The sequence below is a fragment of the Latilactobacillus parasakei genome (genome assembly GCF_049674265.1).
GTDB lineage: Bacteria > Bacillota > Bacilli > Lactobacillales > Lactobacillaceae > Latilactobacillus > Latilactobacillus sakei.
In genome coordinates, this window is sequence record NZ_CP186861.1 from 374,249 (window position 1) to 400,241 (window position 25,993).

21 protein-coding genes are annotated in these 25,993 nt (G+C 42.8%); 6 read left to right on the forward strand and 15 right to left on the reverse strand.

What is annotated here, in order from left to right:
* Window positions 1-70 precede the first annotated feature (70 nt).
* From ACPBEH_RS01870 to ACPBEH_RS01885, 4 genes are all read right to left on the reverse strand, one after another.
* Complete coding sequence (locus tag ACPBEH_RS01870) at window positions 71-547, reverse strand: DUF5590 domain-containing protein (protein WP_424349505.1); 477 nt, start codon at window positions 545-547, stop codon at window positions 71-73.
* A gap of 77 nt (window positions 548-624) precedes the next feature.
* The gene (locus ACPBEH_RS01875; protein ID WP_424349506.1) at window positions 625-3,459 is read right to left on the reverse strand and encodes a helicase C-terminal domain-containing protein; all 2,835 of its coding nucleotides are present in this window, start codon (window positions 3,457-3,459) and stop codon (window positions 625-627) included.
* 65 nt (window positions 3,460-3,524) lie between these two features.
* Window positions 3,525-7,268, reverse strand: a complete 3,744-nt coding sequence (addA, locus tag ACPBEH_RS01880) for a helicase-exonuclease AddAB subunit AddA (RefSeq protein WP_424349507.1) — start codon at window positions 7,266-7,268, stop codon at window positions 3,525-3,527.
* Window positions 7,252-10,812, reverse strand: a complete 3,561-nt coding sequence (locus ACPBEH_RS01885) for a PD-(D/E)XK nuclease family protein (protein WP_424349508.1) — start codon at window positions 10,810-10,812, stop codon at window positions 7,252-7,254. Before ACPBEH_RS01885 ends, addA begins: the two co-directional genes overlap by 17 nt.
* Window positions 10,813-11,092: 280 nt before the next feature.
* On the opposite strand from ACPBEH_RS01885, the gene mvk reads away from it, so the two are divergent.
* Genes mvk through fni form a run of 4 tightly spaced genes read left to right on the forward strand, consistent with a single transcriptional unit; the run spans window position 11,093 to window position 15,208 of the window.
* Window positions 11,093-12,040, forward strand: a complete 948-nt coding sequence (gene mvk / locus ACPBEH_RS01890) for a mevalonate kinase (RefSeq protein ID WP_424349509.1) — start codon at window positions 11,093-11,095, stop codon at window positions 12,038-12,040.
* A gap of 22 nt (window positions 12,041-12,062) precedes the next feature.
* Window positions 12,063-13,037: a diphosphomevalonate decarboxylase gene (gene mvaD / locus ACPBEH_RS01895; RefSeq protein WP_424349510.1), complete on the forward strand. Its 975-nt coding sequence runs from the start codon at window positions 12,063-12,065 to the stop codon at window positions 13,035-13,037.
* Between the two features lie 38 nt (window positions 13,038-13,075).
* Window positions 13,076-14,146, forward strand: a complete 1,071-nt coding sequence (locus ACPBEH_RS01900; RefSeq protein ID WP_424350045.1) for a phosphomevalonate kinase — start codon at window positions 13,076-13,078, stop codon at window positions 14,144-14,146.
* Window positions 14,147-14,158: 12 nt separating this feature from the next.
* A complete protein-coding gene (gene fni, locus ACPBEH_RS01905; RefSeq protein ID WP_424349511.1) occupies window positions 14,159-15,208 on the forward strand; it encodes a type 2 isopentenyl-diphosphate Delta-isomerase in 1,050 nt (349 codons plus the stop codon).
* A gap of 44 nt (window positions 15,209-15,252) precedes the next feature.
* On the opposite strand, the gene ACPBEH_RS01910 is transcribed toward fni, so the two are convergent.
* The 3 genes from ACPBEH_RS01910 to ACPBEH_RS01920 form a co-directional block, all read right to left on the reverse strand.
* Window positions 15,253-16,218, reverse strand: coding sequence for a hypothetical protein (locus ACPBEH_RS01910; protein WP_424349512.1), 966 nt, complete (start codon window positions 16,216-16,218; stop codon window positions 15,253-15,255).
* A 22-nt stretch (window positions 16,219-16,240) separates the two neighbouring features.
* The gene (locus ACPBEH_RS01915) at window positions 16,241-17,026 is read right to left on the reverse strand and encodes an SAM-dependent methyltransferase (RefSeq protein WP_424349513.1); all 786 of its coding nucleotides are present in this window, start codon (window positions 17,024-17,026) and stop codon (window positions 16,241-16,243) included.
* A gap of 78 nt (window positions 17,027-17,104) precedes the next feature.
* Entirely contained in the window at window positions 17,105-17,452 is a 348-nt protein-coding gene (locus ACPBEH_RS01920; protein WP_424349514.1) for a metal-sulfur cluster assembly factor, read from the reverse strand.
* Window positions 17,453-17,586: 134 nt separating this feature from the next.
* Here ACPBEH_RS01920 and ACPBEH_RS01925 point away from each other — a divergent pair, with 134 nt between their 5' ends.
* Window positions 17,587-18,393: a Cof-type HAD-IIB family hydrolase gene (locus ACPBEH_RS01925; protein ID WP_424349515.1), complete on the forward strand. Its 807-nt coding sequence runs from the start codon at window positions 17,587-17,589 to the stop codon at window positions 18,391-18,393.
* A gap of 285 nt (window positions 18,394-18,678) precedes the next feature.
* Here the strand turns inward: ACPBEH_RS01925 and ACPBEH_RS01930 are convergent, their stop codons facing one another.
* Window positions 18,679-18,867 (reverse strand): 2-hydroxymuconate tautomerase, encoded by a 189-nt coding sequence (locus tag ACPBEH_RS01930; RefSeq protein WP_011374600.1) that lies wholly within the window; start codon window positions 18,865-18,867, stop codon window positions 18,679-18,681.
* Between the two features lie 132 nt (window positions 18,868-18,999).
* Here ACPBEH_RS01930 and ACPBEH_RS01935 point away from each other — a divergent pair, with 132 nt between their 5' ends.
* Complete coding sequence (locus tag ACPBEH_RS01935) at window positions 19,000-20,436, forward strand: C69 family dipeptidase (protein ID WP_424349516.1); 1,437 nt, start codon at window positions 19,000-19,002, stop codon at window positions 20,434-20,436.
* A 51-nt stretch (window positions 20,437-20,487) separates the two neighbouring features.
* Here the strand turns inward: ACPBEH_RS01935 and ACPBEH_RS01940 are convergent, their stop codons facing one another.
* The 7 genes from ACPBEH_RS01940 to aroE all read right to left on the reverse strand — a co-directional run bounded on the left by ACPBEH_RS01940 (window position 20,488) and on the right by aroE (window position 25,904).
* A complete protein-coding gene (locus tag ACPBEH_RS01940; protein WP_424349517.1) occupies window positions 20,488-21,126 on the reverse strand; it encodes a hypothetical protein in 639 nt (212 codons plus the stop codon).
* Between the two features lie 2 nt (window positions 21,127-21,128).
* Complete coding sequence (locus ACPBEH_RS01945) at window positions 21,129-21,461, reverse strand: PadR family transcriptional regulator (RefSeq protein ID WP_424349518.1); 333 nt, start codon at window positions 21,459-21,461, stop codon at window positions 21,129-21,131.
* A gap of 213 nt (window positions 21,462-21,674) precedes the next feature.
* A complete protein-coding gene (locus ACPBEH_RS01950) occupies window positions 21,675-22,274 on the reverse strand; it encodes a superoxide dismutase (RefSeq protein ID WP_424349519.1) in 600 nt (199 codons plus the stop codon).
* 87 nt (window positions 22,275-22,361) lie between these two features.
* Window positions 22,362-22,892, reverse strand: a complete 531-nt coding sequence (locus ACPBEH_RS01955; protein ID WP_099960284.1) for a shikimate kinase — start codon at window positions 22,890-22,892, stop codon at window positions 22,362-22,364.
* A 77-nt stretch (window positions 22,893-22,969) separates the two neighbouring features.
* Window positions 22,970-24,037 (reverse strand): 3-dehydroquinate synthase, encoded by a 1,068-nt coding sequence (gene aroB, locus ACPBEH_RS01960; protein ID WP_424349520.1) that lies wholly within the window; start codon window positions 24,035-24,037, stop codon window positions 22,970-22,972.
* Window positions 24,038-24,039: 2 nt separating this feature from the next.
* Complete coding sequence (gene aroF / locus ACPBEH_RS01965) at window positions 24,040-25,035, reverse strand: 3-deoxy-7-phosphoheptulonate synthase (RefSeq protein ID WP_424349521.1); 996 nt, start codon at window positions 25,033-25,035, stop codon at window positions 24,040-24,042.
* Window positions 25,032-25,904: a shikimate dehydrogenase gene (aroE, locus tag ACPBEH_RS01970; RefSeq protein WP_424349522.1), complete on the reverse strand. Its 873-nt coding sequence runs from the start codon at window positions 25,902-25,904 to the stop codon at window positions 25,032-25,034. Before aroE ends, aroF begins: the two co-directional genes overlap by 4 nt.
* Window positions 25,905-25,993: the final 89 nt, after the last annotated feature.

Here is a 25,993-nt window from a genome sequence, read left to right on the forward strand (position 1 = left end):
GTTCAAAATAACTGATAATTATTATTATATAACAAAACACTGACGACAACAGCCCTAATTAGCAAAACTCCTAGATATTTTCAATTAATTGGGTCGTATTACCGGTCTTGAAATCAAGCGTTAAATAACAAAGACGGCCCTTGTCGCTACGATAAACAACTTCCCAAACAGGTTTGTTCTTGTAAAAACCAAAGTTAATATTGAGGACCTTTTGAGGATTCTTAGTGGACCACGTCTTTTTAAGGGCTTCGTTTTTAGTCATCCCTTTTGATTGACGATAAATGGTCACATGGTTGCCTTTTTCGTTAATTAATACATAGATACCATTTTTATTTTTATCTTGACCACTGACTGTATAATACGTGCCATTGCGATGGTACGTGTAGAAACCATCTGGATTTTCTAGTTTAGCGTATTTCTTAGCAATCTTGGTCGCCTTTGCTTCTGCGGTGACTTCGGGTAAGCGCGCTTGGTGGTAGACAAAAAACATTGCGCCCATCAAGACTACTAATAAAAATACCCATATCCATCTCTTATATTTACGCACGGCGTATTCTCTCCTTGCTGCATTGAATAGCTTTATTATAGCAAAAAACAAGTTTCGCTACGGTTAAATCCCAGAACTTAGTCAGAATTTAACCAAAATAAATCACTGAGCTCTCTAATTGTCTGCACAGGTGCCGCCTTTTGAGGCAGACTTGCCGGTAAGGCACGGCGCATCTGTTGGCCATATTGCGTGGTCAACAACCGTGGATCCAAGCAAATGAATAAACCCCGGTCATTTGGCGTTCGAATTAAGCGGCCAAATGACTGCCGCAACCGGATCGTTGCCTTAGGTAGTGCTTCAGCCCTAAACGGATTAATCCCTTGGGCTGATAATTGTGCATACCGGACACGGGTCTGCAATGCATTGGGCGCATCAAATGGTAATTGGACCAAAATAACCATTTCAAGGGCGGCCTCAGGAAAATCAACCCCTGAGACAAAGCTACTGGTTGCCAGTAAGACCGAATCGTGCCCCAACATGAACCGTTTAGTAATTTTTTCGGCACTACCAGTAATCCCTTGGGCCAACACTTCACGATCGAGTGATAGCCCAGCACGACCTAATGCGTAATAAACCTGTTCCAATGTTTGATTGGCATTAAATAAAATGAGGGTTTGATGCGGATTATTGGCAATTAAAGTCATCACTTGCGCCGCTACCTGTTGATGATATTCGCTAGGTGTTAATTCTTTTTGAACCGGACCATCTTCTGCGATATAAAAACGGGCTTGTTGTTTAAAGCGGAACGGACTTCTCAACTTCTTAGTTTGTAAGGCTTGCTCTTCAGTAAAACCAAATTCACGTTTGAGGTAGTCGAAATGACCATTAACCGCTAGCGTCGCGCCCGTTAACGTAACAGGTTCAAAATGGCTTAACACTTGTTGCATTTGGGGCCCAGCCGATAACAATTGCCAATGCAATTTAAATTGCGGTAACTGACTCGGTTGACTAGGCCGTGTAATTTGAATCGCTAACGCATGGCGTTCCTGCGGTTTCGTCGCAATGAATAGCTGTTCAAACCGTTGATAATGGTCAACATCTGCTAATAAGAGATTGAGTTCATTTTCAAAAGATTGCCAAATTGCTAGATCAGATTCGGTATAACGTGCTAATTGATTTTCTAGGGCATAGCGTAACGCTAAGAAATGATCTTGAATCGTCAACAATTCCCGATTTAACTGTCCAAACTCACGCTGACTGGCATTAACGAATTGAATCACTTCGTCCGGATTCAAATACCGTTCACTAAAAGTTTGTCCATCTGTTGGTTCATCTGGCTCAAACTGCTCCGTTAGATAAGTTTCTAAATGCGTTAAGGTCCGTGTCAACTTACCCAATGTCTTATGCAATAACTTCAATGAACGATTTTGGGGCGTTTCCGCTGGGAACAGGCGGACCAAATTATTGGTTTGCGCACCTGTCGTATATTGGAGTCCTTTTTGGGCCCAAAATTGCCAACTGGACAACGACCAAGTCTCTTGTGAAATGGTCTGCACATTAAACACCATGTTTTGAGCTTCATCTAAGACCAAGTAAGGTTTCGGGCCCCAAATTTGTTGTTCATCCGCGTGACTTGCTAAATAAGCATGATTGGTTACCAATAATTCAGCTTGTTGCTGCCGGTGTGTCAATCGTCTTAGGAAGTCTTCATGATAAAACGGTGCTTGAGGATTCAAACTAGCCAGGCCTCGGTGTTGAATGCTGACAAAAAATGGGGTTTTGTAACTGGTTAAATTAAGTTCATCTAAATCGCCAGTCGTCGTTTGCGTTAACCAAACTAAAATTTTCATCTGCAACAAGCGAATCATCCGATTTTTATGCGGTAGCCGCAATGATAATTCAAAACGATGCAAATCAATATAGTGACTCGCACTTTTGACAACTGCCGCATCGATTTGCCGACCGACCAAGCGTTCTAATAGCGGTTTGGCCTGGGTTAGAATCTGTTCTTGCAATAGCGTCGTTGATGTCGCAACCACTAACTTATGATCACGTGACATCCGATAACTATACGGGAGTAAGTAGCCGATCGTCTTTCCTAACCCAGTTGCTGCTTCAATTAACAATGGTTCCGGCGTTTTAGACTCGAAATTATCGTGGATTAAATCCATCATCGTCGCCTGTGCCTTACGCCATTTCAAATGTGGTTTTAAAAGACGCTTTTTTTCAGCTTCAGTTATGGGATACTGAGCCGCATAGCTCGAACCAGGGTAGATTTCAAAATCAACTGGTGCGGGTTTACGGAGTGCAATCTCCTCTTGAATTAACAATTCGTTGGGGAGTGGTTGCGATTTTTCGCGCATCTGCTGGGCAGTATCGGTGAAAAAATCACCTGTTTGTCGTAATAAGCCCTCACCAAGTTCACTCAAACGATTGAGGGTGACCGATGGCAAGGCCTGCAAGCGGGCACTCAATTTCAAGAATAGTTTAGCTGTTACAAGCGCATCACTGTCGGCTTGATGGGGATTATCGTGTTCAATCTCTAATAGTTGAGTTAAATCTTGTAAACGATAACTAGGCGCTTCGGGTAAGATAATTTGGGCTAATTCGACGGTATCAATCCCGGCTAAGTCTAATGGTTGTAAGCCAACGCGCTTTAATTCACCGTTTAAGAATGGTAAATCAAAATTAATATTATGGGCCACAAAAACAGTGCCAGATAAAATTTCAACTAATGTGGGCGCCAAATCTTCAAAGATTGGGGCTAACTCTAACTGATCAGCCGTAATATGCGTCAAATGTTGAATTTTAGTTGGTACGTCGCGTAGTGGATTCACATCTTGTGAAATGGTCTGAATAATTTTGCCGTTTTGAACAAGGGCACAACCAAATTGAATAATGCGGTCCCCATCTTTAATGTTCGTTCCCGTTGTCTCCAAATCAACAACGGCATAAATAGTCTCTCGGTTCATGCTGTCACCAATACTTTACTCATAATTAATGTTAATCATACTATGAATGGCGCTGATAAACCAGTCTAGTTAATCTCAACCAGTTCGCCAATTGACAATAAATAGAGATATTTATGGCTGACTGGCTTTGGGGCAATCTGATTTAAAGCAGCGCTATAGAGGTTAATCTGGCCAGCATAGCGGGTTTTAACCCGTTCAATCGCCGCTTCTTGATCACTGGGGTCAATAAAGTCGGTTTTGTAATCAAATAAATAACAACCGTCATCGGTCAATAAATAACCATCCATAATCCCATGAATTAGGACGTGATCATCATCTGCGGGACGAATGCCTTCAAAAATCGTTTCTGCCGGTAATAACAACGAAAATGGCACTTCCCGCTTAACCGCTTCAGGCTGGGCTAATAATTGCTGTCCTAAGTCACTTTCAAAGAAGGTTAATAGGTGATTAAGATTAATCTTAGCCGCAACATTGGCGCTTAAACTATTCTGTAAGACAAGTCGATCGACAAGACCTTGCAAACTCGCTAGCGTTACTGGTTGCGTTAAATCAATTTCTTGCAAGACCAAATGCGTTGCGGTCCCCACTTCTGCTGCGGTTGGTTGTTGCACGGTTTGTAAAAATTGCGGTTGGGCTAAACTATCCGTTACGTAACGATTTGCTTGGCGTGGTTGCTCAGCCGCTAAATCTAATTGTCCCAATCCAGTATTATCAGGGTCTTCAAAAAGGCGTTTGACTTCCGAAACCGATTGATAAGCCGTCGTTTGGGTGGCAACATTTGCGGGATACTTAAAAGTTAATTGCTCAGCAATTGCAGTTGCTGTCCCACTGCTTAAATCAATTGTTTGAAGTGCCTTTTGCTGTTGTTGCCCCCAGTCCTGATCGTTATGCAGACTACCTGGCATTTCACCAAGTAAGGCTTCATTAGTCATAATCAACTTAAACTCGGTTTGATCACCACTTAAAGCTAGTAGTGGCTCATAATCAGTAGTCCAGTCTTTAGCTTGCGAATGACGAATTAGACTCAGACCAATCCAATCGAGTAAACTAGCGGCATCATTCCGGACATTATCATCTAATATTTGGTGAGTACTATTTTGCCCTTTTTGCCATTGCTTCATCAATTGGGCCTGGTTATCACAATGGCCAACGATGATTAACCGTTGTTCCGCACGTGTCAAAGCAACGTATAGTTTTCGCATTTCTTCTGCTCTTAATTTTTTCCGTTTCTGAGCGGTAATCGCTAATTCGGGCAGCGTTGGCACCTTCAACCGCTTTTGGCTATCTAAATAGACGACCCCTAAACCACCATGATTATCCAAAACATATGAGCGTTGTAAATCTTGTTGGTTAAAGCGGCGACTTGTATCGATTAAAAAGACGACTGGAAATTCAAGTCCCTTACTCCCGTGAATAGTCATAACAGAGATGGCGTCTTGATTTTCTAAGCTTGTTGGTTGTGCTAAATCTTTATCTTGTTTCTGGAGACGTTCGATAAATTGGATGAACTGGAAGAGTCCTTTAAAACCATTTTCTTCATACGCTGTGGCGCGTTCATAAAGCGCGTGTAAATTAGCTTGGCGCTGACGCCCAGCTGGCATCCCACCGACATAGTCTAAAAAGCCGGTCTCTTGATAGATCGTCCAAATTAAATCAACAATCGGTTGTTGACGAGCAATGGTTCTAAACGACGTCAATAAAGCCATGAAGTGCGTCAATTTCTGCATGACCTGTTGGCCTAAATGGCCGACTTTTTGTTCGTTATATTGGTCAATAAAGTTAAAGACCGCTTGATAATAATCATCCGTCTTATCGTTAATCCGAATTAATGCCAATTCATTTTCGTTTAACCCGACAATTGGTGAGCGTAAAACACTGACCAGTGGAATATCTTGGTTAGGATTATCAATCACCTGAAGTAGGGCCAACATAATTTGGACTTCGATCGTTTGGAAATAATTTTGCGCATCCTTAATCACAACCGGCAACCCGAAGCGTTTAAAGTAATCCAGGATAAACAAGTTATTACCGCGGGTGGGTGCTAGTAAAACGATGTCCCGATATTCAATCGGCCGCATCTTTTCGAGTTTCTTATCCCAAATCTGTTCACCATTGGTTATCATGGCTTGAATCCGTTTAGCGACCGCCACGACTTGGCCCTCACTCTTATCTAATTGAGGGTTGGCAACTGCCTCTTCCGGCTTAGTTTCATAAAGCAAGAGCTCTGTTGGTGCGGTTGGCTGCTGGTCAGGATAATAGCGAGCGCCATATTGCAAGGCGGCATTTTCGTCATAGTCTAATTCGCCAAGATTTTCGTCCATCAATTGTTTAAAAATCAGATTGGTAAAGTCATCGATATTGCGGCGCGAACGGAAGTTTTCAGCTAAGATGATTCGTTCACTATCACGTTCAGATTCCGTGACACCAAATTCGTTATACTTATTCTTAAATAAGCTTGGATCGGCTAATCGGAAAGCATAAATTGACTGCTTAACATCCCCGACCATGAAGAGATTGCGTGGATGATCAGAAGTGACCTTTTGGATAATCGTTTCTTGGAGCGGATTGGTATCTTGATATTCATCAACTAGCACTTCGCTAAATTTTTGTTGATAAAAGACTTTTGCTGGCGAATCATCGGCCGATAAAATTGTCAGACAAAGTTGTTCTAAATCACTAAAGTCCAATAAATGGCGCCGTTCTTTTTCGGCTTGAAAGGCTTCTCTAAAAGTTAACGTGACACTCACTAATTTTTGAACCAATTGGCCAGCTTGACGTTGAATATTAGCAGTAGTTGCTTCATCAAACACAAAATAGGTGTCCAGTAACGTCTGAATTTTCTTTTTGACGTCATCTAAATCGGCTTTCAACCGGTCTTTATTAATTTGTTCGTCGGGTTCTAATTTCTTAGTCCGTTTAGCGGGACCTAGCTGCGCATCTGTTAGTTGTTGGCGCCAATCTTGCCAATTTAACGTTTTTGCGTCTGTTTTGATTTGTGTTAAAGCCGCTTGCGTAGTTGCAATTTGAGGGGCATAGATCATTAGATTTTCGCTCGTTTGACTGAGCTGTTCAGCTTCTTGTAAGGCTTCCAAGCATTCGGTGATGGTTTGCTGTAAAATGGGTAATATTTTTTCTTGGAAATAATCACTGGCAGTCAAACCAGCTTCATCAACAGCATAACTCTTAGGTAGTTTATTTAACCATTTAACCGGGTTGGGATTGGCGTTTGCAAAATCGAGCAACTCAAAAACAATGTCGGTCAGGCCGTCATCGTTACGATCATTCGAGAAATTTTGGGCTAATTCGTAGAATAATGTATCTTGTTCATTTTCTTTGACATATTCGTGATTGTAGAAGGCCTCTCTCACCCGTTGCCATACTTGATCCGCTAAGAGAAGTCGTTCTGCGGTATCACTCAATAAGCGGAATACGGGGTCACGGTCAATCACGTAATAAAATTGTTTGATGACCTTTAAGCAAAAGGCGTGCAGTGTACTGATTTGAGCGGTTGGCACGAGACTTAGTTGTTGGCGTAAGCGCTGTTTGACGGCTGGCTCTGTCGCTTTCTCGCTAGCATCGCGTAGTGCTGCTTGAATCCGTTGGCGCATTTCAGTAGCAGCGGCTTCCGTAAAGGTCACAACAAGTAAAGTATCGACATCGGTCCCTTTTAAGATTTTCTGGATGACCCGCGCAACAAGAACGGATGTCTTCCCTGAACCAGCTGACGCGGATACTAAAATATCGTGGCCATCATGATCGACAGCGGCTTGTTGTGAAGGTGTAAATTGGGGGTTACTCAAGATTGCCATCTCCTTTTTTACTCATTAAGCGTTCGAGGACTGCTTTTTCGTCTAGTGCTTCTAATTGGCGGTAATTATTTTCCGGTAACATCGCATCAAATTGGAAAATCGACTTAAATGGTGACAACGTTAGGGCATTCGTTCGATCCGGACGCATAATCGGATTCAATGCTGTGTCCCCAGCAAAAATCGCCCGGCCCGCTTCTTTGATTAATTCTTCGTTATGTGCCATCAATAAATCAAGTTGATCAAGCGTCACCAATTGTTTAGAGCTAAACTTACCGCTCTTTAACTTACTGAAGGCAAAGAGTGGCGATTGACCGTTGACAAGCGTTGTATCGAGATTTTCGAGTAATTCCTCATCATTGACAATGAGCCCGTTGTATTTAAATTGATCTAATAACATTTGATCAAACTCGCCCTTTTGTAATTGCCCCATTTTTTTCTTCGTTAATTGTTTGAGCGTTAATGTCGGGTTCTTCAGATGTAAGTAAAAGGCACCGGCAGGTTTCACCGCACTATCAGCTGGTAAAATGGCCTGTTGATCTTGCAAGACCGTTTCGAGATAGGTCAACATCTGCAGGGCCAACCCGTAATAAGCATCCCGGAAATTAAAACTATGCTGACTAGATTTATAATCAACAATCCCTAAGTAAGGTTGGTTATTAATGGTCAATTGGTCGATCCGGTCAATCTTTCCCCGGACTTTTACTTCACGGTGATCATCTAACATGAAATTTAACCCTTGGAGCCCTTTTTCTGCGCCAACTTGACCAAATAAGACTTCGGTTGCTAGCGGCCGTAAGTTGGTTGAAAGGCTCTGATTACGAAGTGCTAGGCTGACGCGTTTGACAGTTTGCGTCAGTTGTTGGCGAATATAGCCCATGCGCGCTGTTTTATTGAGAATCTTAAACTCAGGTTGTTCATAGGTCTTAGCCAAGACTTCACTGACAAGCTTATCAATTTGTCGATCATCCAATTCTGGCAGGGCAATTTGTTGCCCTTGAATCAGCTTAATAAAGCGATCCATCACCTCGTGGTAAAAGTTCCCCGTATTAGCCGGTGTTAATTCAAAAACAGGCCGTTCTTGTAATTTTAAACCGTATTTCAAGAAATAAGCGTACTGATTTTGATAGAACTCTTCTAGTTTTGAAATTGACGTATGAATTTCATTGCCATATAAACCAGTCACGATTTCAGGTGTCAGGCGCTCTGGTTCATTGCGGTAATTGAGACTTTGGAATAATTGCGTTGTTAAGAACTGACTTTGCGGTGCTTGTTGCAAGAGTCGATACGTCGTTAACCACTGTTCTGGAATCAACGTCTGATTTTCTTGGGCCTGTCGACTGACTTGAATGAGATCACTTAACAAGCTACGCCATGAGCCTTGAGGTATCTCTGTGTTTTGTAATGACTGTTCGGCCGCAATTTTTTGAATTGTTAAATCAAAATGATTTCTAATACGTTCGACATAGGGGGAAATTTTGAAGGCTGTTCCCTCACCATTCCCTAGTGGGTACGTAAAATAAACCGTTGTTTGACTACTTAAAAAAGCGAGGTAGTTCAAGTATGGTTCAGCGTTCATTTTACCGACACTAGACTCGTTTAATAACGGCGTAGCTTGGCCATCATTATCCAATAAGCGTTGGCGATCTTGATCGGTTAATAACGCCGTATTCTCAATCTGATCTGGCATGACTTGATCGGTCGAACCAATCATAAAGGTGATCTGGCGTTTCTTCGTCTGAACCATCCCCGATTCAGAGAGGACAACTTGGTCAAGGGTCGAGGGAATCTGAGCATATTGGGCTGCCGCAAAACCGGCCGAAAGCAGCTGTTTGAATTCGTTTAGTTGCTCAGTATTATCTTCTTCAAATGACACATCCCCTAACAAGGTGACGTATTCATCAAGCATTTGCATAAAGGTCGACCACGTTTGTTCTGGTTGACCAGCTTGGGCCACTTGATTAGCAGCTAATGCTTGATCCCGCCAATTCAATAGTTGTCGATCAACACCATGGTCGATTAAAAATTGATAGAGTACTTGAGCTACTTGCCGACCAGTTTTGGCTGCTTTCAGTGCACGATAAAATGGCGGTAAAGTAGCCTGTACGTAGCGTCGAATCCCATTAATGCGTTCCGTTAAGGCTTCATCCTGGGTTGTCCGCGTGCCTTCTTGGTAAGAACCGAAACGATAGAATTGCCAATCCAAATCATTTAACCAATCCTTGCCTTCGTAACCATTTTTTAGAATCAAGTTTTCGCAGAGATCTAAATCAGCTCTAAAATCGGCAATCGACATGCCCTTAGGAATTAACAGTTCGGTTTTTAATAATGCCATGACATCTTCGTACCGGTAAAAATGAAGGTTAACGTCCAATAACTTCTCCAATAGTGATACTAAGGGATGAGCCGCCATTGTTTGTGGTAAATCACAGAAATACGGAATCTCGTATTCCGTTAAAATCGGCGCAATCATTGTTTGATATGGTGCTAAGTGACGCGTCAAGATTAAGAAATCCCGGTAGCGATAATGGCCAGTTTGCACTAGGCGCCGGATTTCACGGGCGACATAGCGTAGTTCAGCATAACGATTTTCAGCCGCTACAACATGTAAATGATCAGCGACTGGCACTGGACTTAGTTTTCGATTACCTGGGCTTTCAGAACTAACCCAGAATTGATCAAGTGCTGCCAAAGCTGGTGTTAAGCGCTGACTGTCTGCCATCTGGTCCATCATGACTGGTACGTGATTCAGGCGTGCTTGTTGATATAAATTATAGTAGGTGCGACCAGCTTGAAAGAAAAAATTCAAACCATCGGGTTGTTGATTAGGGTAGGCTCTGTCTAAGATAAGTCCGATTTGCACCTCTGATTGTTGCATCAAAGTGGTTAATAATGCTTGTTCTTGCGCTGTAAATTGCGCAAAGCCTTCCACGTAGAAATGGCAATCTGTTAGCGTTTGTTGCTGCAAAAAGAGGGTCAAAGCATCGATTAGGGCTGTATTTTCAATAAACCGTTTTTGCATTGCTGCTTCAAAAGCGGTTGCAATAATGGTTAGGTCATGTAGTTTTTTAGAGAGTTCAACCTGCTGATCACCGAGATTTTCAGCCATTGCGGTTAAATCTTCTGGTGTGATACAACCAATCTTGAGTTCAAGTAATTGTTTTGTTAACTGGGCCACAAAGCCGGTATGTCTGACTTCACCCCGGAATAATTGCAGTTGTTCTTGATGTTCCTGTAATAACCGAAAAACCAACATATTCAAACCGGCCGTCGAGATACGCGGAATTTGATAATACGGCGTGTTTTTCATAAAATACCACGCTAATCGCGTCAATGAAAAAACTTGAATTTGAGAAGCGGCGACGTAATCATTTTCATCTGACTTAAGTGCTTCTAAAATAGAAACTTCTGATTCGAATTTAATATGGTTCGGCACTAAATAGAAATAGCGTTCTTGCGGTTTTTCTTGGAAAGTAGCCTTCAAGTTAGTGACGAGCGCTTGGTGGTGATCATAACTTGCGGTTCCTAGAATAAATTTTAAGCTCATTATTACCACTCCTTTGGGCTAATTTTACCATAAAACTACTCTGTTTTATGTTGTGATTTATTGTGACAACAACCTATAAAAATCTTTAAAGTTGACAATTAAGATGGCTATTTAAAGCATCGTTCTGGTAAAATGATAGCTTCGAGGTCAATCATTACTAGCTACTAGTGTTTCAAATAGTTTTCACTATTTATAGACTGTTTGTGGCAGTCACTTTTAAATTGCAGTATAGTAGTAACAGTATGATTAAGTTCAGAAATTGATGACTAAGGGTGATACGATGCAAACGAGTGTGGGAAATAGTCACGCTAAGATTATTTTGATTGGAGAGCACGCTGTCGTGTACGGGCAACCCGCGATTGCACTCCCTATTTTTGCAGTGCAGACAACTGTTCGCGTGACGGCACAACCGACACTAAGCGAACCCTTGATTAATAGTCCCTATTACAGTGGCCCTTTAAGCCAAGCCATTGGTCAGATGCAAGGCATTCGCCGACTAATCGAACAGCTCTGGCAACAATTAGACGATCAACAAACCGCATTTGAACTGACAATTGACAGTGAATTACCAGCCGAACGTGGCATGGGTTCTTCTGCAGCGACCGCCATTGCGATTATTCGCGCCCTCTTTACCTTTTATCATCAAGAATTAAACCAACGTGACTTACTTAAGCTAGCAGCACTTTCAGAAAATATGATTCACGGTAATCCAAGTGGCATTGATGCAGCCACGACGGGTGCAACGACCCCACTTTGGTTTGTTAAAGGCCAACCACTACAGCCATTACCCATCGACCTCCAAGGGTACTTGGTAATTGCTGATAGTGGTCAAAAGGGTCAAACCGGCCCGGCCGTTAAAAGCGTTCAAAATCAAATGATGTCCAATCCTGAGCGTACGCAACCACTTATTACCCACATTGGTGAATTGAGTCAAGCCGTCGCAACCAATATCGCTCAAAATCAGTTGACAGCACTGGGCCAGAATCTTAGCTTAGCGCAAAATGATTTACGAGCCTTAGGGGTCAGCAATTCGCGCATTGATGCTTTAATCGAAACTGCCAATCAAGCTGGTAGCTTGGGGACTAAATTGACCGGTGGCGGACGTGGCGGTTGCATTATTGCACTGGCTAAAACACAACCGGATGCTGAGCAACTTGCACAACAATTACGCCAAGCTGGCGCGATTAAGACTTGGATTCAACCGTTACACGCACTACACACTAATTAAACAACAATTGGGAGTTATCACTATGGGACAATCAGCCACAGCGAGAGCGCACACTAATATTGCGCTTATTAAATATTGGGGAAAAAAAGATGCCAACTTGATTATTCCGCAAAATAGCAGTTTATCATTGACGTTAGATCATTTTTATACAGATACGACTGTCACGTTTTCAGAAACATTGACGCGTGATCAGATTATTTTTAATGGCCAAGAAGCCGACGAACAAACACAAACTAAAATGAGTCAGTTTTTAGACCTGATTCGCCAACAAGCAGGTCAATCAACTTTTGCTAGTGTTGAAACAACTAATCACGTGCCAAATGCCGCTGGATTAGCTTCTTCAGCTTCTGGCTATGCTGCTTTAGCGGCAGCTGGTAGTCGTGCGGCGGGTTTGGATTTAAACCGACGTGACTTATCTAGACTTGCACGTCGGGGTTCAGGCTCTGCGACGCGTTCAATTTATGGCGGGTTTGTCGAATGGCAACGGGGTACGAATGATCAAGATTCATACGCGATTCCCGTTCAAGAAGAAATCGATTGGGATATTCAAATGATTGCAATTGTTTTAAACGATCGTCAAAAACGGGTTGCCAGTCGGGCCGGTATGGCAAGTGTTGTGGCAACCTCACCTTATTATCCCAGTTGGGTCGAAACGGCCCAAGCTGACTTGCCTAAGATGAAGGATGCAATCGTTAAGAAAGATATAAATTTAGTGGGACAACTCGCTGAAAAGAGCGCGATGCAGATGCATGCAACGACGCTTAGCGCCGTCCCACCTTTCACTTATTTCGAACCTGAAACCCTTCAAGCAATTGAAGTCGTTGAGCGCTTGCGCCAACAAGGGGTTTCTTGCTATTATACTATGGATGCAGGTCCAAACGTGAAAGTGATTTGTACGAGTCGCGAAACACCACAGATCTTGGCAGCTCTTGCGCCCTACTTTACAGCTGAGCAATTATTGGTTGCAAAACCAGGACCGGGCGTGACCTATCTGTGAGCGTAATAAATAAGTTAAATGTGAAAGGTTCTGATGGTTTGATAACGGCTAAAGCACCCGGGAAGCTGTATATTGCTGGCGAATACGCAGTAGTAGAAACTGGTTTCCCGGCTATTATTGTGGCTTTGAATCAATTTGTAACAGTTTCAATTGAAGAGAGTCAAGAATACGGCAGTATTGTTTCAAAACAATACCAAGAAAATTCTTTATATTGGCAACGACAAGGTGACGAAATGGTTTTTGATAACCGTGATAATCCCTTTCATTATATTTTATCCGCCATTAAATTAACGGAACAATATGCCCGCCAAGCGGGTAAAAAATTAAGCATCTATCACTTACGAGTTAACAGTGATTTAGACTCAGCTGACGGTAAGAAGTATGGTCTCGGTAGTTCAGCAGCCGTCACAGTAGCAACCGTCAAAGCGCTCTGTGCTTTTTATGAACTCGAACTAACTAACGACCAACTCTATAAACTTGCTGCGATTGCTCATCTTGATGTGCAAGGTAACGGTTCTTTAGGAGATATTGCAGCTAGTGTTTACGGTGGTTGGATTGCCTATCGCTCTTTTGACAAGCAATGGTTGGCAGAGACTAGACCAACGATGACGCTTAACGAATTATTGGCAATTCCTTGGCCATCACTGTCAATTGAGTTATTGACACCTCCTGCTGAATTATCGCTCTTGATTGGTTGGACGGGTTCCCCCGCTTCAACGTCTCATTTGGTCGATAAAATCGCACTGGCAAAAACAGAACGCCAAGCTGACTATCAAAACTTCTTAAAGGCTAGCAAAGCCTGCCTAGAAGAAATGGTCGCAGGATTCCGAGCTAACAATTTACAACAAATCCAAGCTGAATTGCGCCACAATCGTGCGTTATTACAAGAATTAGCCGACTTTAGTCACGTCGCAATTGAAACCCCTGTACTCCAGAAAATGGGCACCCTCGCCGAAGAAGCCGGTGGGGCTGCTAAAACATCTGGTGCCGGCGGTGGTGATTGTGGCATTGTGATTATTGATCGTGCAATCGATACAACGTCACTCTTTGAAAAATGGCGTGATAATCAAATCGAACGGTTAAACCTTGCCGTTCACCTTGTAGATTAGGAGTTGACTAACATGGTGAGACCAAAACAATCTATCCAATCGCATCGTAAAGACGAACATGTCTTTTTAGCGGAAAAGTTCCATCAAGATGACCGTCAAAACGATTTTGACGGGCTTCGTTTTATCCATCAAAGTTTACCCGAACTAGCGATTGCTGATGTTGATATTAGTACCCAATTTGCTGGGACCACTTGGCAAAGCCCCTTCTACATTAATGGGATGACTGGCGGGAGCCAACAAACTAAAAAGCTAAATGCCCAATTAGCACAAGTGGCACAGATTGCTGGTTTGCCAATGGCGACCGGTTCACAATCCGTGGCGATTAAAGATACGACACTCGTTGATACGTTCAGTGTGATTCGCGAATTTAACCCGGCTGGCTTCATCCTCGCTAATATCGGTGCTGGTAATGACCTATCGGTTGCGCAAAAAGCGGTAGCGATGACCCAAGCCAATGCCCTTGAAATCCACGTCAATACAGCGCAAGAAGTCGTGATGCCAGAAGGTGATCGTGAATTCTACTGGCTCGATCAGATTGGCGAAATCGTCGCCAACTTAGACGTCCCCGTAATTGTTAAGGAAGTTGGTTTTGGGATGAGCGCCGAGACGATTGCTAAATTGCAAAGTGTCGGCGTTACCAATATTGATGTTTCCGGTAAAGGTGGCACCAACTTCGTCACAATTGAAAATGAACGCCGCCGAGATAAAGCCTACGACTACCTCAGTGATTGGGGTCAATCAACGGTTGAATCACTCTTCGAATCACAGGCGTTTCAAAACGAATTAACCATTCTAGCCTCTGGTGGGGTTCGTAACCCGCTTGATATTGTCAAAGCCTTGCGCCTCGGCGCTTCTGCCGTTGGGATTTCAGGTCAGATTTTACATATGCTGATCAAAACGGGGCCTACTGAAACTGCTGAACAATTATTAGCTTGGCAAGCTCAAATCCAGTCAATCATGGCGATGTTGGGTGCAAGAAACCTAACAGCACTTCAATCAGCGCCCATGATCTTAAGCCCTAATTTACGACATTATTTAAACGAACGACATTTATCACTTTAAATACAAAAAAAGCAAGTCAGTTGTCTAGCAACTAACTTGCTTTTTTAGTGCGCTGATTTAATGCGCGTCATTCTGAAGTAGAAATAAGCAATTAAGACTAGATCAACTACCACTAACCCACTGAAAATAATACCCAAGTGTGTTAAGTAGAAGAACCAACTACCGATAATAAAACCAATCAGTGTCATGCTTAAGAGATGGACTGCAAAAATCTGCGTTTGTCCCATGCTATATTTACGATAAAGACTAGCAGTCAAATTCTTTTGGGCATGATAGCCATTGACTAATTGTGCAAATAAATGACTAAGCACCCCAGCAATAATGATTAATAAGACCAAGCTGATTGCCGCCGTTCCATTTTCTCGTAACCAGTTGACCCCAATAATCGGCGTGTTCTTAGGCGTTAAATTAGAGATTGATTTGGTCTTAAAAATCTTTTGATATTCTTTAAGATGCGCCCCGATTTGTTGGTCATCGACTAGCACCGTTACCTGGTTTAGCGGGCGGTTGTTCAAAACGAATTCTGGTGAAGCCGAAATAAAGATGTGTTGGTCAAGCGAAGTGGTCTGATTGGTGCCCACAACCCCAATTACTGACAAGTAACGATTCTTAGTCTGATAATAAGCTTGACTAGCTGGCTGATAGAGTTCGTTGACCCGTGATTGGCCGACGACCACTACCGGAATTCGTGATTTGAAATCATAATTTGAGAAGAAGCGGCCGTCTTTAAGCGGCACATTAGCTTGCTTGCCTTTGGCATAAACATAGGATAAATGATTATTGACATTGAATTGCACTTGGAAATTATTGAGTTTGGTCTTGTCAATCGCTTGGATCGTTGATTGAATCGATTGGTGACTTTTCGTCTTAAAGATAACCGCCTTTTGCGATAAACTATTATGATTAAGTCGTTCACTGTACATCGATTTGGCTCGCTGACTGATGACGAGAAGGCCTAAGACGACCACCCCGACAAATAGAACATCAAGTACTAATTTTTTTAAACGCAAACGCTGATTCCTCCTTGATACGTTATTGAATCCAGTAAAACCGATCACGCATTAAATCAAACGGGCGTAAGTACCGATTAATCCGCGATAAGCGATGATCATTATGAAAATGAGCGGCATCCCAGAATTCAGTACTATTCGTGGCACCGTAGCGCTCACCCAAGCATAAAAGGACGGGCCCGTTTTCTAATTGCCGTAATTGGTTTAAAACGGCTAAATCAATCGGCACTCCGTTGGGCGACCACGACATCAATACGGCATCCACTTGATCACCATATTGTTTGATCGCCGCCTGTGCATCGAGAGGTGCCACCTGCGTCAATAATTGCCGCCCTGTCTGGTTTTCGCTCGTCCAGGCCAAACTATCCGTACAAATGACCGATTCGGCACCTGCCGCCCTTAAACCGGCACTCAGGTAGCCATTACCAGCCATAATTTCCAAAAAGTGCCAATCGGGAAACTGTTGGACGATACTATCCGTTAAATCCTGACTAATATAGGCCCACATACCAAATTGATTCTGTAAATATTGGCGATAATTACGAAGTAAATGGTCTGTCTTTTGAATTTGCGCTTGTAATTGCTGTGAAGAGACCGCCTTGAATTGCCCCTGCTCTGCTGCCAATAATAACGTTAGATAGAGTGATTCGCCAATCCCGAGTACTGGAAGATTGTGCTGTGGTAACTGTTTTTGTTGTAGACGTGTTAAACTCGCTTTGATTGCTTGAAATTGCGCTGTTAGTTGCGGTACGTTTTTGAAAAAGACGGCACTTTGCTTTAACTGTGCCAAGTAGGTTTCTTGGGTCATTATTCCACTCATTTCTTAGACTAAATAACATAAAAAACCTCCTCACTCAGGTTAAAGGAGAAGGTTCATACTGATAGTTTAACGAATTCCTAAGGCAATTCGTGCATACCGTGACATCTTACTTGTATCCCAAGCTGGATACCAAACAAGATTGACGTTCACATCTTTAACCTCTGGGACTTTCGCAAGTGCTTGATGAATTGAATCCGTTAAGACGTCTGTTAAAGGACAGCCCATCGTCGTCAACGTCATATCGATTGTACATAGGCCCTTTTCGTCCAGGTTGAGGCCGTAGACAAGGCCTAGATTAACAATATCAATCCCCAATTCAGGATCAATCACGGTTTCTAGGGCTGCTAAAATCCGTTCCTTTAAATCTTCGATTGCTGAATCGTCTTGCTGTGCGTTCATTTCTTCATCTGCCATCTGACTGCCTCCTACGCTATTTCAATAGCTTTATTATACTGTTTAACCACTTTAGATACAATACAGGTTAATTGACAATTGAATCGTTTATCCCTAGAATGATAGCTTAAGTACCCTTTAAAGGAGGCCCTATGATGAACCAAAAATTAATCGCCTTAGACCTGGATGGCACGACTTTAAATCCAGAAGCCAAAATTTCACTTAAAACACAAGAAACACTCACCCAACTACAATCAGCTGGCCACATTGTCAGTATTGTGACTGGTCGGCCTAATCGCTTGAGTGAACCTTTCTACCATCAATTAGGGCTCACATCGCCGATGGTCAATTTTAACGGTGCCCTCATGCATATTCCTGGGCAAAATTGGTCCGACGAATATCAATACACCATTAATAAGGATGTCGTTTTTAGCCTCTTCCAATTAAAAGAACGTTTTAAAATTCAGATGATTGCCGCCGAAGGGAAAACGATGTTTTTAGCTGATCAAGCTTACAGCAATACTTTTTCGTTTTTCCCAGCAACACTTAAATCAGATGAAATCCTAACGCGCGAATCACTTCAACAAGATCCAGCAGCTGTAACAGTCTTCGTCGAACGCGAGGACCAAGCTGCTTTACGGGCTGAGATTTTACGCCAATTCCCCCAAGTTTCCGTTAATACATGGGGTGGCCCCGCCAGCGTCTTAGAAATTGTGCACCACGGCATCCAAAAGACAACGGGTCTTGAACGCTTAGCAAATCATTACCAAATTGATCAAGCCGACATTATCGCCTTTGGTGACGAAAGTAATGACTTAGACATGTTGGCCTATGCCGGCACTGGGGTGGCGATGCAAAATGCGATCGCACCAGTCAAAGCAATCGCAGATGACATTACCCCGCTAACCAACGCACAAGACGGTGTAGCGAATTATTTGCGCCAATATTTTAAAATGGACTAATAAAAAGCGATCCGACTGAATTGTCGAATCGCTTTTTAAATGGCCTAAACGTGCTTTTCAAAGCTGACTCTTGTGCTTAGCTTCGTGTTGCAAACAATCGACTTTGTCGATCATTCGCAACACTGTGCTAATGCTCAGAGTCAAATCGCTTTAAACGCACTCTATTTTGAAACGTGCTCCGCCAGGCATATTTCTGCGCTTAACAAAATTTGCCAAATTGGCGATTACATCACCAATTCGTCAAATCCAGTTAATGCTCAAAATATAGGCGCCTGTTGTCGCACTTTATTTTTCGTCGCTTTTTAAAACGCCGCCTACTGAGTAACGGTCTGGTTGCATTTCATTTAAGACAACATGCACGTGTTCTGCAGGTGCCCCTGTGTTTTTTGAGATTGCTTCTGTCACGTCAGCACAAAGTTGTTTTAATTGTGCTTGACTACGACCAGCAATAAGATCGATGTGTACTAATGGCATAATAATAGCCTCCTTTTTTCGAATACTATTATTATGCCTGTTTTAGCGCAATTGGGCAACGGTAATTGCTGTGTTTTCCCCTAAAAGATTGTATAATGAGCATTAATATCGAATTTATTTGGAGGCATTATTATGAGTGAACCCCTTTATCGTCAATTAACCGCCTGTACCAGTGTTCTGGTCGGTAAAAAAGCGAGCGCAGATGGCTCGACCTTAATCGCACGGAACGAAGATAGCCAAGCCGCTTGGCCTAAACACATGGTGATTCATCCCCACCAACAATTAACGAAAGCACCCCACTTTGTTTCAAAAGACACCGGCTTTACGCTTGATCTACCACTAGAAGCCGCTAAATATACCGCAACCCCAGAATGGACCGATGAATACGGCTTATTCGAAGAAGATGGTATCAATGAATACGGCGTGGCTATGAGTGGGACCGAAAGTGCCTATAGCAATAGTCGCGTGCTCGGATTCGATCCCTACATCGATAACGGCATTGCTGAAGAAGCAATGATCACTGTTGTTTTACCATACGTGAAAACTGCCCGCGAAGGGGTTGCTCGTTTAGGCGCGATTGTCAGTGAATACGGCACAACCGAAAGTAACGGTATCCTTTTTTCAGACGTTGATGAAGTTTGGTACCTAGAAATTGGTAGTGGTCATCACTGGGTCGCGCAACGAATTCCTGATGACAGTTATGCTGTCGTGGCCAACCAACTCGCCATTCAGGAAGTTGATTTTGACCAACCAGAGGCCTTCATGACTTCTGACGGGCTTCAAGACTTTGCCCGTGATAACCACCTCTGGCAAGCTGGCACACCGTTTAATTTCCGCAATATCTTTGGGACACGAGATCAAAGTGATCTCGTTTATAACACACCACGTGTTTGGTACGGTCAAAAGCTTTTAACACCGTCTGTTGAACAACAACCACAAGACTTTAACTTGCCCTTCTTACGCCAACCTGATGCACCTATTCAAGTCGAAGATGTCGCTCAGATTTTAGGCTCGCACTATGAAGGGACCGTCTACGATCCAATTGGTCACGGCACACCACAAGAAAAACATGCTTTCCGCCCAATTAGTTTAGCGAAGACACAAGAATCACATATTCTTCAAATGCGCCCTAACCGCCCTGTTGATGTCAGCGGTATCCACTGGTTAGCGATGGGGGTGACTGCACAGAGCGTCTACGTGCCATTTTACGCCGGTGCTGATGATGTCCCAGTCAACTACCAAAAAGGCACAAAAGATTACTCGAAAGATTCAATCTATTGGACCTATAAGTTAGCTGGTATTCTGGTTGATGCGCACTACGCTAAATTCGCTAAAGACTTAGAACAAACACAAAAACACATCAACAGTTTGATGGTTCAAAATATCGTTGCTACTGACAAGCTTGTTGCAGCTGAAACCGATGCGCACCAACGGACGATGTTGATGACCAAAGGTTCTGCTAAAGCAGCCCAACTTGCGCAACACGAAATGGAACGCCTCACTGTTAAGCTCATTACGGACAGTGCAAACCTCTCACCATTGAACTTTACAACGGATAGTAATCTCTAACGAAAAAAATTCGTCCAACTGGACGAATTTTTTTATTGGCCGATAATCAGATTAATGATGATTTTGCTGTCTATTTTTTAGTAATAGATATGCTATCACTAAAATCGTTAGCGCGCTAAGCAATAACGATCCAGAAAATTTTATTTGCAGCGGTGTTTTAACTAATATCGAAATTAGAATACCACCAGCAAAACCTACTGTCCAAATCGACCAGCGCATAATCCGCTTTGTATAGTTTATTTTAGCTGTGTAAATAGTATTGCCTATATTTCTAAAAAGTAACCCGATTAATACAACAAAATAACTTGCCGCTAATAAGATTGTTCCCATATCAAAATAGGCATCATGACTTAGCAAACTAGGTATTGAAAATGCAATTATGTATGCTCCCATTCCCAATAATAAAAAACGCATCATTCCCCAGAAATCACGTGGTATCTCCGCCAGTAATTCGTCAGCAATCGTTTTGACATTCTTTCCAAAATAAGTTTCAGCACTAAGGTGATCTTGTTGTGCATCCAAAATATCTTCAAGAATTACTAATAATTGTTTTTCAACTATTTCTTCGTTTCGTGTAATTGATTGACATCGCATGTATAGTAATAAATCATTATAAAACTGTCTATTTTCTGTATTTAACGCTAACCTTAGTTGGTTATTCTTTTGAATTAACGCCTTAATCTTTGTCATATTTACGACTCCTCTTCGATTAATTTAAGAACCGTGGTTTGTAACTGGCCCCACTCATTAATAAATTCCCTTTTAGCAATCTGCCCTTCTGCCGTAATAAAATAATATTTTCTATCTGGGCCTTCATCCGATTTTTTAATTTTACTGACTAGCAACCCCCGTTTTTCGATGGTCGTAAGCAACGGATAAATAGTCCCTTTAGGTACGTTTTCAAGGCCACAATGATTCATTTTTTTGCTTAAACCGTAGCCGTATTCTGGGCCTTTACCAAGAATCATTAGTATGATTCCTTGTAAAATCCCTTTCAGCATTTGACTTGATATTGTTTGTGCCATATTAACCTTCTAACTAGTTTGTTTAACATACTAGTATGTGTAATTCAAATTAACTAGTTTGTAAAGCATAATAGTTATTACATAAAAAGCGCTACTATCCTGATAAGCATAGTAGCGCCTCTTTAAAAAATTAAAATCGTGACACAAAAAATGACAACAGCCCAGCGGAAACGCACGAAACCACTCCGGTTGTTGTCATCTATTGGCCGCTGCTTAGATTAACTCCGCCACAAGCGGCCAATTAATTATTTTCCAGAAGTTCTCGATATAGTCAATGCGATTATTCTGGTATTTCAAGTAATATGCATGTTCCCAAACATCGAGACCGATCAATGGGCGATTACCACTCATGATTGGTGAGTCTTGGTTAGGGGTGGTCATGATTTGCAGTTCGCCGTCGTGATCAACGACTAACCAAGCCCAACCAGAACCAAAAACGCCTAGTGCGACATTATTGAATTCAGCTTGAAAATCTTTAAAAGTGCCAAACCGTTCTTCAATTTTTTCTAATAATTCACCCGTTGGCATCAATGGAGCATTTTCAGTCAAAATTCGCCAGAAAAAGCTGTGATTAGCGTGCCCCCCCGCGTTATTGCGAATCGGGGTCTGTAATGACTTAGGAAGATCGTCAATATGTGTTAGTAAGTCGTGTAATGATTTGCTAGCTAAGTCGGGGTGTTTTGCCAAGGCTGCGTTTAACTTCGTCACATAAGTCTTATGATGCTTATCATGATGAAGATGCATTGTTTCGGAGTCGATATAAGGTTCTAAAGCAACATACTCATACGGTAATGCTGGTAATTTAAAAGTCATGGGCATCCCTCCTCTTTCTAATTCTATCATACAAGTAACCGGTCTCAAAAAGCCAATGATATGCTTTTTTAATATTAAAAAAACTGACTAAGTATGTCGCTTAGCCAGTTTTTTTTGAATACGTGGCAGTTGTCCTTCAATTTCCGTCAACATCATATTCGGTGTTTTATGCTGAAAGAAAATCGTGTAGTCTGCCAAACGATAATATTTAGGCCGCCGTTCGTGATATAACTCCCGTAAACCATCGTGGCCAAGTTGATTGACCAGTGGTCGGCGATCATTACGCGAAACGCGGCGCCAATGCGCCTCATAACTCCCATTTAAGTAAAAGATGGGGATGCCACTTTGTTCCAGTAGATAGCGCGTCTGTGCGTCATCAACCACACCACCACCGGTCGCAATGACGACATCTTCTTGAACCAATTTTGCAAGTGCTTCAAATTCCATCTGCCGAAACGCAGATTGGCCTTTAATGGCAAAAATTTCGTTAATCGTCATCTGCTGTTCCCGCATGATGTATTTGTCCAAATCAATCCATTCGCTCTTGAAATGATGTGCGACTTTACGTGCAATGGTTGTTTTACCAGAACCCATAAACCCAATTAAAATTAACTGCATCTAGTGAATCAACCCCTGTAAATCAGTTTCAATCTAGTCTAATTGTAAAGTATCTGCTTGCAGGTTACCAGTATTTTCTAAAACGAGCGCTGTTTCATTTTTAATTGGGCACTAAATTGTGTTAATGGTAGTTGTAAAATGGTTGGCTGTCCAATCGCTTTTAAATAGACAATGTTAATCAGAGCGCCCTGATTCTTCTTATCATGCGCAATTTTCTCAAATAATGCGGGCGATTGTAATAACGGGTGCGTGACCGGTAAGCCAACCCGTTCAAACACGGTTTGCAGTTGCAATGCAATTTGAGTCGGTTGTTCGAACAGGCGACTAATCGCAATTAACCCGATACTAACTGCTTCGCCATGCGTTAGCTCACCGTCTGCCAAAGACTCAACAGCATGGCCAATTGTATGACCGAAATTCAACAACCGCCGTTGCCCACCTTCTTGAACATCCGCCATCACAATCTGCGCCTTATAGGCAATACTGCGCGCAATCAGCTCTGGGGCTTTATCCAAAATTGCAGTCGGTGATTTAATTTGTTGAACAAGGTCCCAAAAATCAGCACCGACTAAGGCCGCTACCTTGACCACTTCAGCATACCCAGTGACTAACTGCCGTTGCGGAAGTGTCTCGAGCATTTGCGGATCAATTAAAACGAGCTCCGGTTGATAAAAAGTCCCGACTAAATTTTTCCCCGCTGGTAAATCGACCGCCGTTTTGCCGCCAACACTACTATCAACTTGCGCTAATAAAGAAGTGGGGATTTGAATAAACGGTAATCCCCGCATATAAGTTGAGGCAACAAAGCCCGTCAAATCACCAACAACCCCGCCACCGAGAGCAATCAGACCATCACCACGATTAAAATTGGCTGTCACCAATGCTTGGTAGAGGCTCATCGCTTGTTCGAGAGACTTAGCGGATTCGCCGGCTAGGACGGTGAGGACAGTGACCTGAAACCCAGCTTGCGTTAATTGCGCAGCAACTTGTGCTTGATACAAAGGGCCGACATTCGTATCTGTGACCAATGCAATTTTACGTGCAGACCACACCTGTTGAACCTCGCGCCCGATTGAAGTCGCTAAGCCATTTTCAATTTTAATTTGATATTCTTGCGTCGTTAAATTAACCGAAATAGTTGGCATTTTTACCACGACCGCATCAATTGATCAATCGCCCAGATCTGACGACACATCTCTAAATAAGTCGCGGGTTTCAACGCTTGTGGCCCATCGGAAAAGGCGGCTTCAGGATGGTCATGAATCTCCACCATCATCCCACTGGCACCAGTTGCCACGCCGGCTCTGGCCATTGGTGTCACTAAGTCCCATTCACCTGTCGCATGACTTGGATCAACAATCACTGGATAGTGGGATAATTTCTGAAGGACAGGAACCGCGTTCAAGTCAAATGTATTTCGTGTGTATTGATTATCAAAAGTCCGAATACCGCGTTCTAAGAGCATGATTTGGTGATTACCGTTGGCTGCAATATACTCAGCAGCATTTAATAGATCATCAACTGTAGCGGCTAGACCACGTTTTAAAGCAACCGGAATGTTCGTCTGCCCAACGGCCTTTAACAATGAAAAGTTTTGCATATTCCGAGCCCCAATTTGGAAGACATCTGTGTATTGTGCAATTAGGGCCACATGCGTTTCATCCATGACCTCCGTAATGACATCCATGCCTGTTGCATCGGCTGCTTGGCGGAGCGCTTTGAGCCCGGCTTCACCCATTCCTTGGAATGAGTAAGGTGAAGTCCGTGGCTTATAGGCGCCACCACGCAGTAAAGTTGCGCCACCTTCCTTGGCCACTTTAGCCATCGCTAAAATATGGTCAGCTGATTCCACCGAACAAGGCCCGGCCATCATCGTAAACTGCTCGCCACCAATCGTACTATGTGGTAATTGAATCACTGTGTTTTCGGGTTGGAATAACCGACTACTTAAAACATAACTTGGTTCAGCAGTTGTCACGGACGCAACAGCGGCTCGTTCTTCGGTGCTTAATGTCACTTCCTTAAGTCCAATCAATGCGACGTGCTGTGCTGATTGATAAACGACGACACCAGCTTGTCGTTGTCGTTCGCAAAAATCTTGGATCAGTGTTTCGCTCGTTGTTGCCTTAAATTGAATAATCATGATACATCATTGCCTCCAGTTAGATGTTGGTAAATTGGTGTTGTCGCCATTGGTTGGTTTGTCCAAAATTCAAAACTCAAAGCCGCTTGTTCAATCAACATGCCCAGACCATTTTGCGTTTTTAAATGCGCTTTTTGGGCCGTTTTTAAAAAAGCTGTCTCTCGCGGTGCGTAAATTAGATCTGCGACGAGGCTATCTTCGGGCAAATATTGCAGTAAGTTAATTGGTAAGGGATTACCCGGCGTTGCGGTCATGCCAATATTGGTTGCATTAATTAAACAATCAGCATTTTGCAAGGCAGTTGCCAATGCTAACTGGTCATCGTACGGTTCAATAGTAATCTGTAGACCACCAGCAACGCTAATTTGAGCCAGTCGTTGGGCAACTGAATCGTAAGTCGCATTAGTACGTTTAAAGACGGTCATCTGCTGCACATCATACCTTGCTGCTGCCTCAATTACCGCTAGTGCCGCCCCACCACCGCCTAGAATAACGACAGAACGATATCGGCGCTGGGGATGTGCTTTTTGCAAGGCTCGCCAAAAACCATCGCCATCCGTATTGGTTGCTGTTAAACGACCAGCTTCGTTTTTAATAGTATTGATGGCTCCCACTAATTTAGCCGTTGACGTTAAGTTATCTAGTAGCGGAACCAGCGATTGCTTATAAGGCATCGATAGGTTGACGCCCCGAATGCCTAGTGTCTTAATTGCGCTGGTAATTGCTGCCGGTGTCGCCTGACTGTCGAAGACGGCATAGCGCGCATCCATTTGAATTTGGTGAAAACCGGTATTATGAATAAAGGGTGATAAGCTATGTTGCGCTGGGTGCGCAATCAAGCCATAAAGTGCTGTATAACCTGATATCATTGCATTTTTCCTCTAGCAACTATCATACTTTAAATAATCAGCTTTTTAAAGTCGTTTTTAACGCTATTCATTTCATGCATATTATTCAT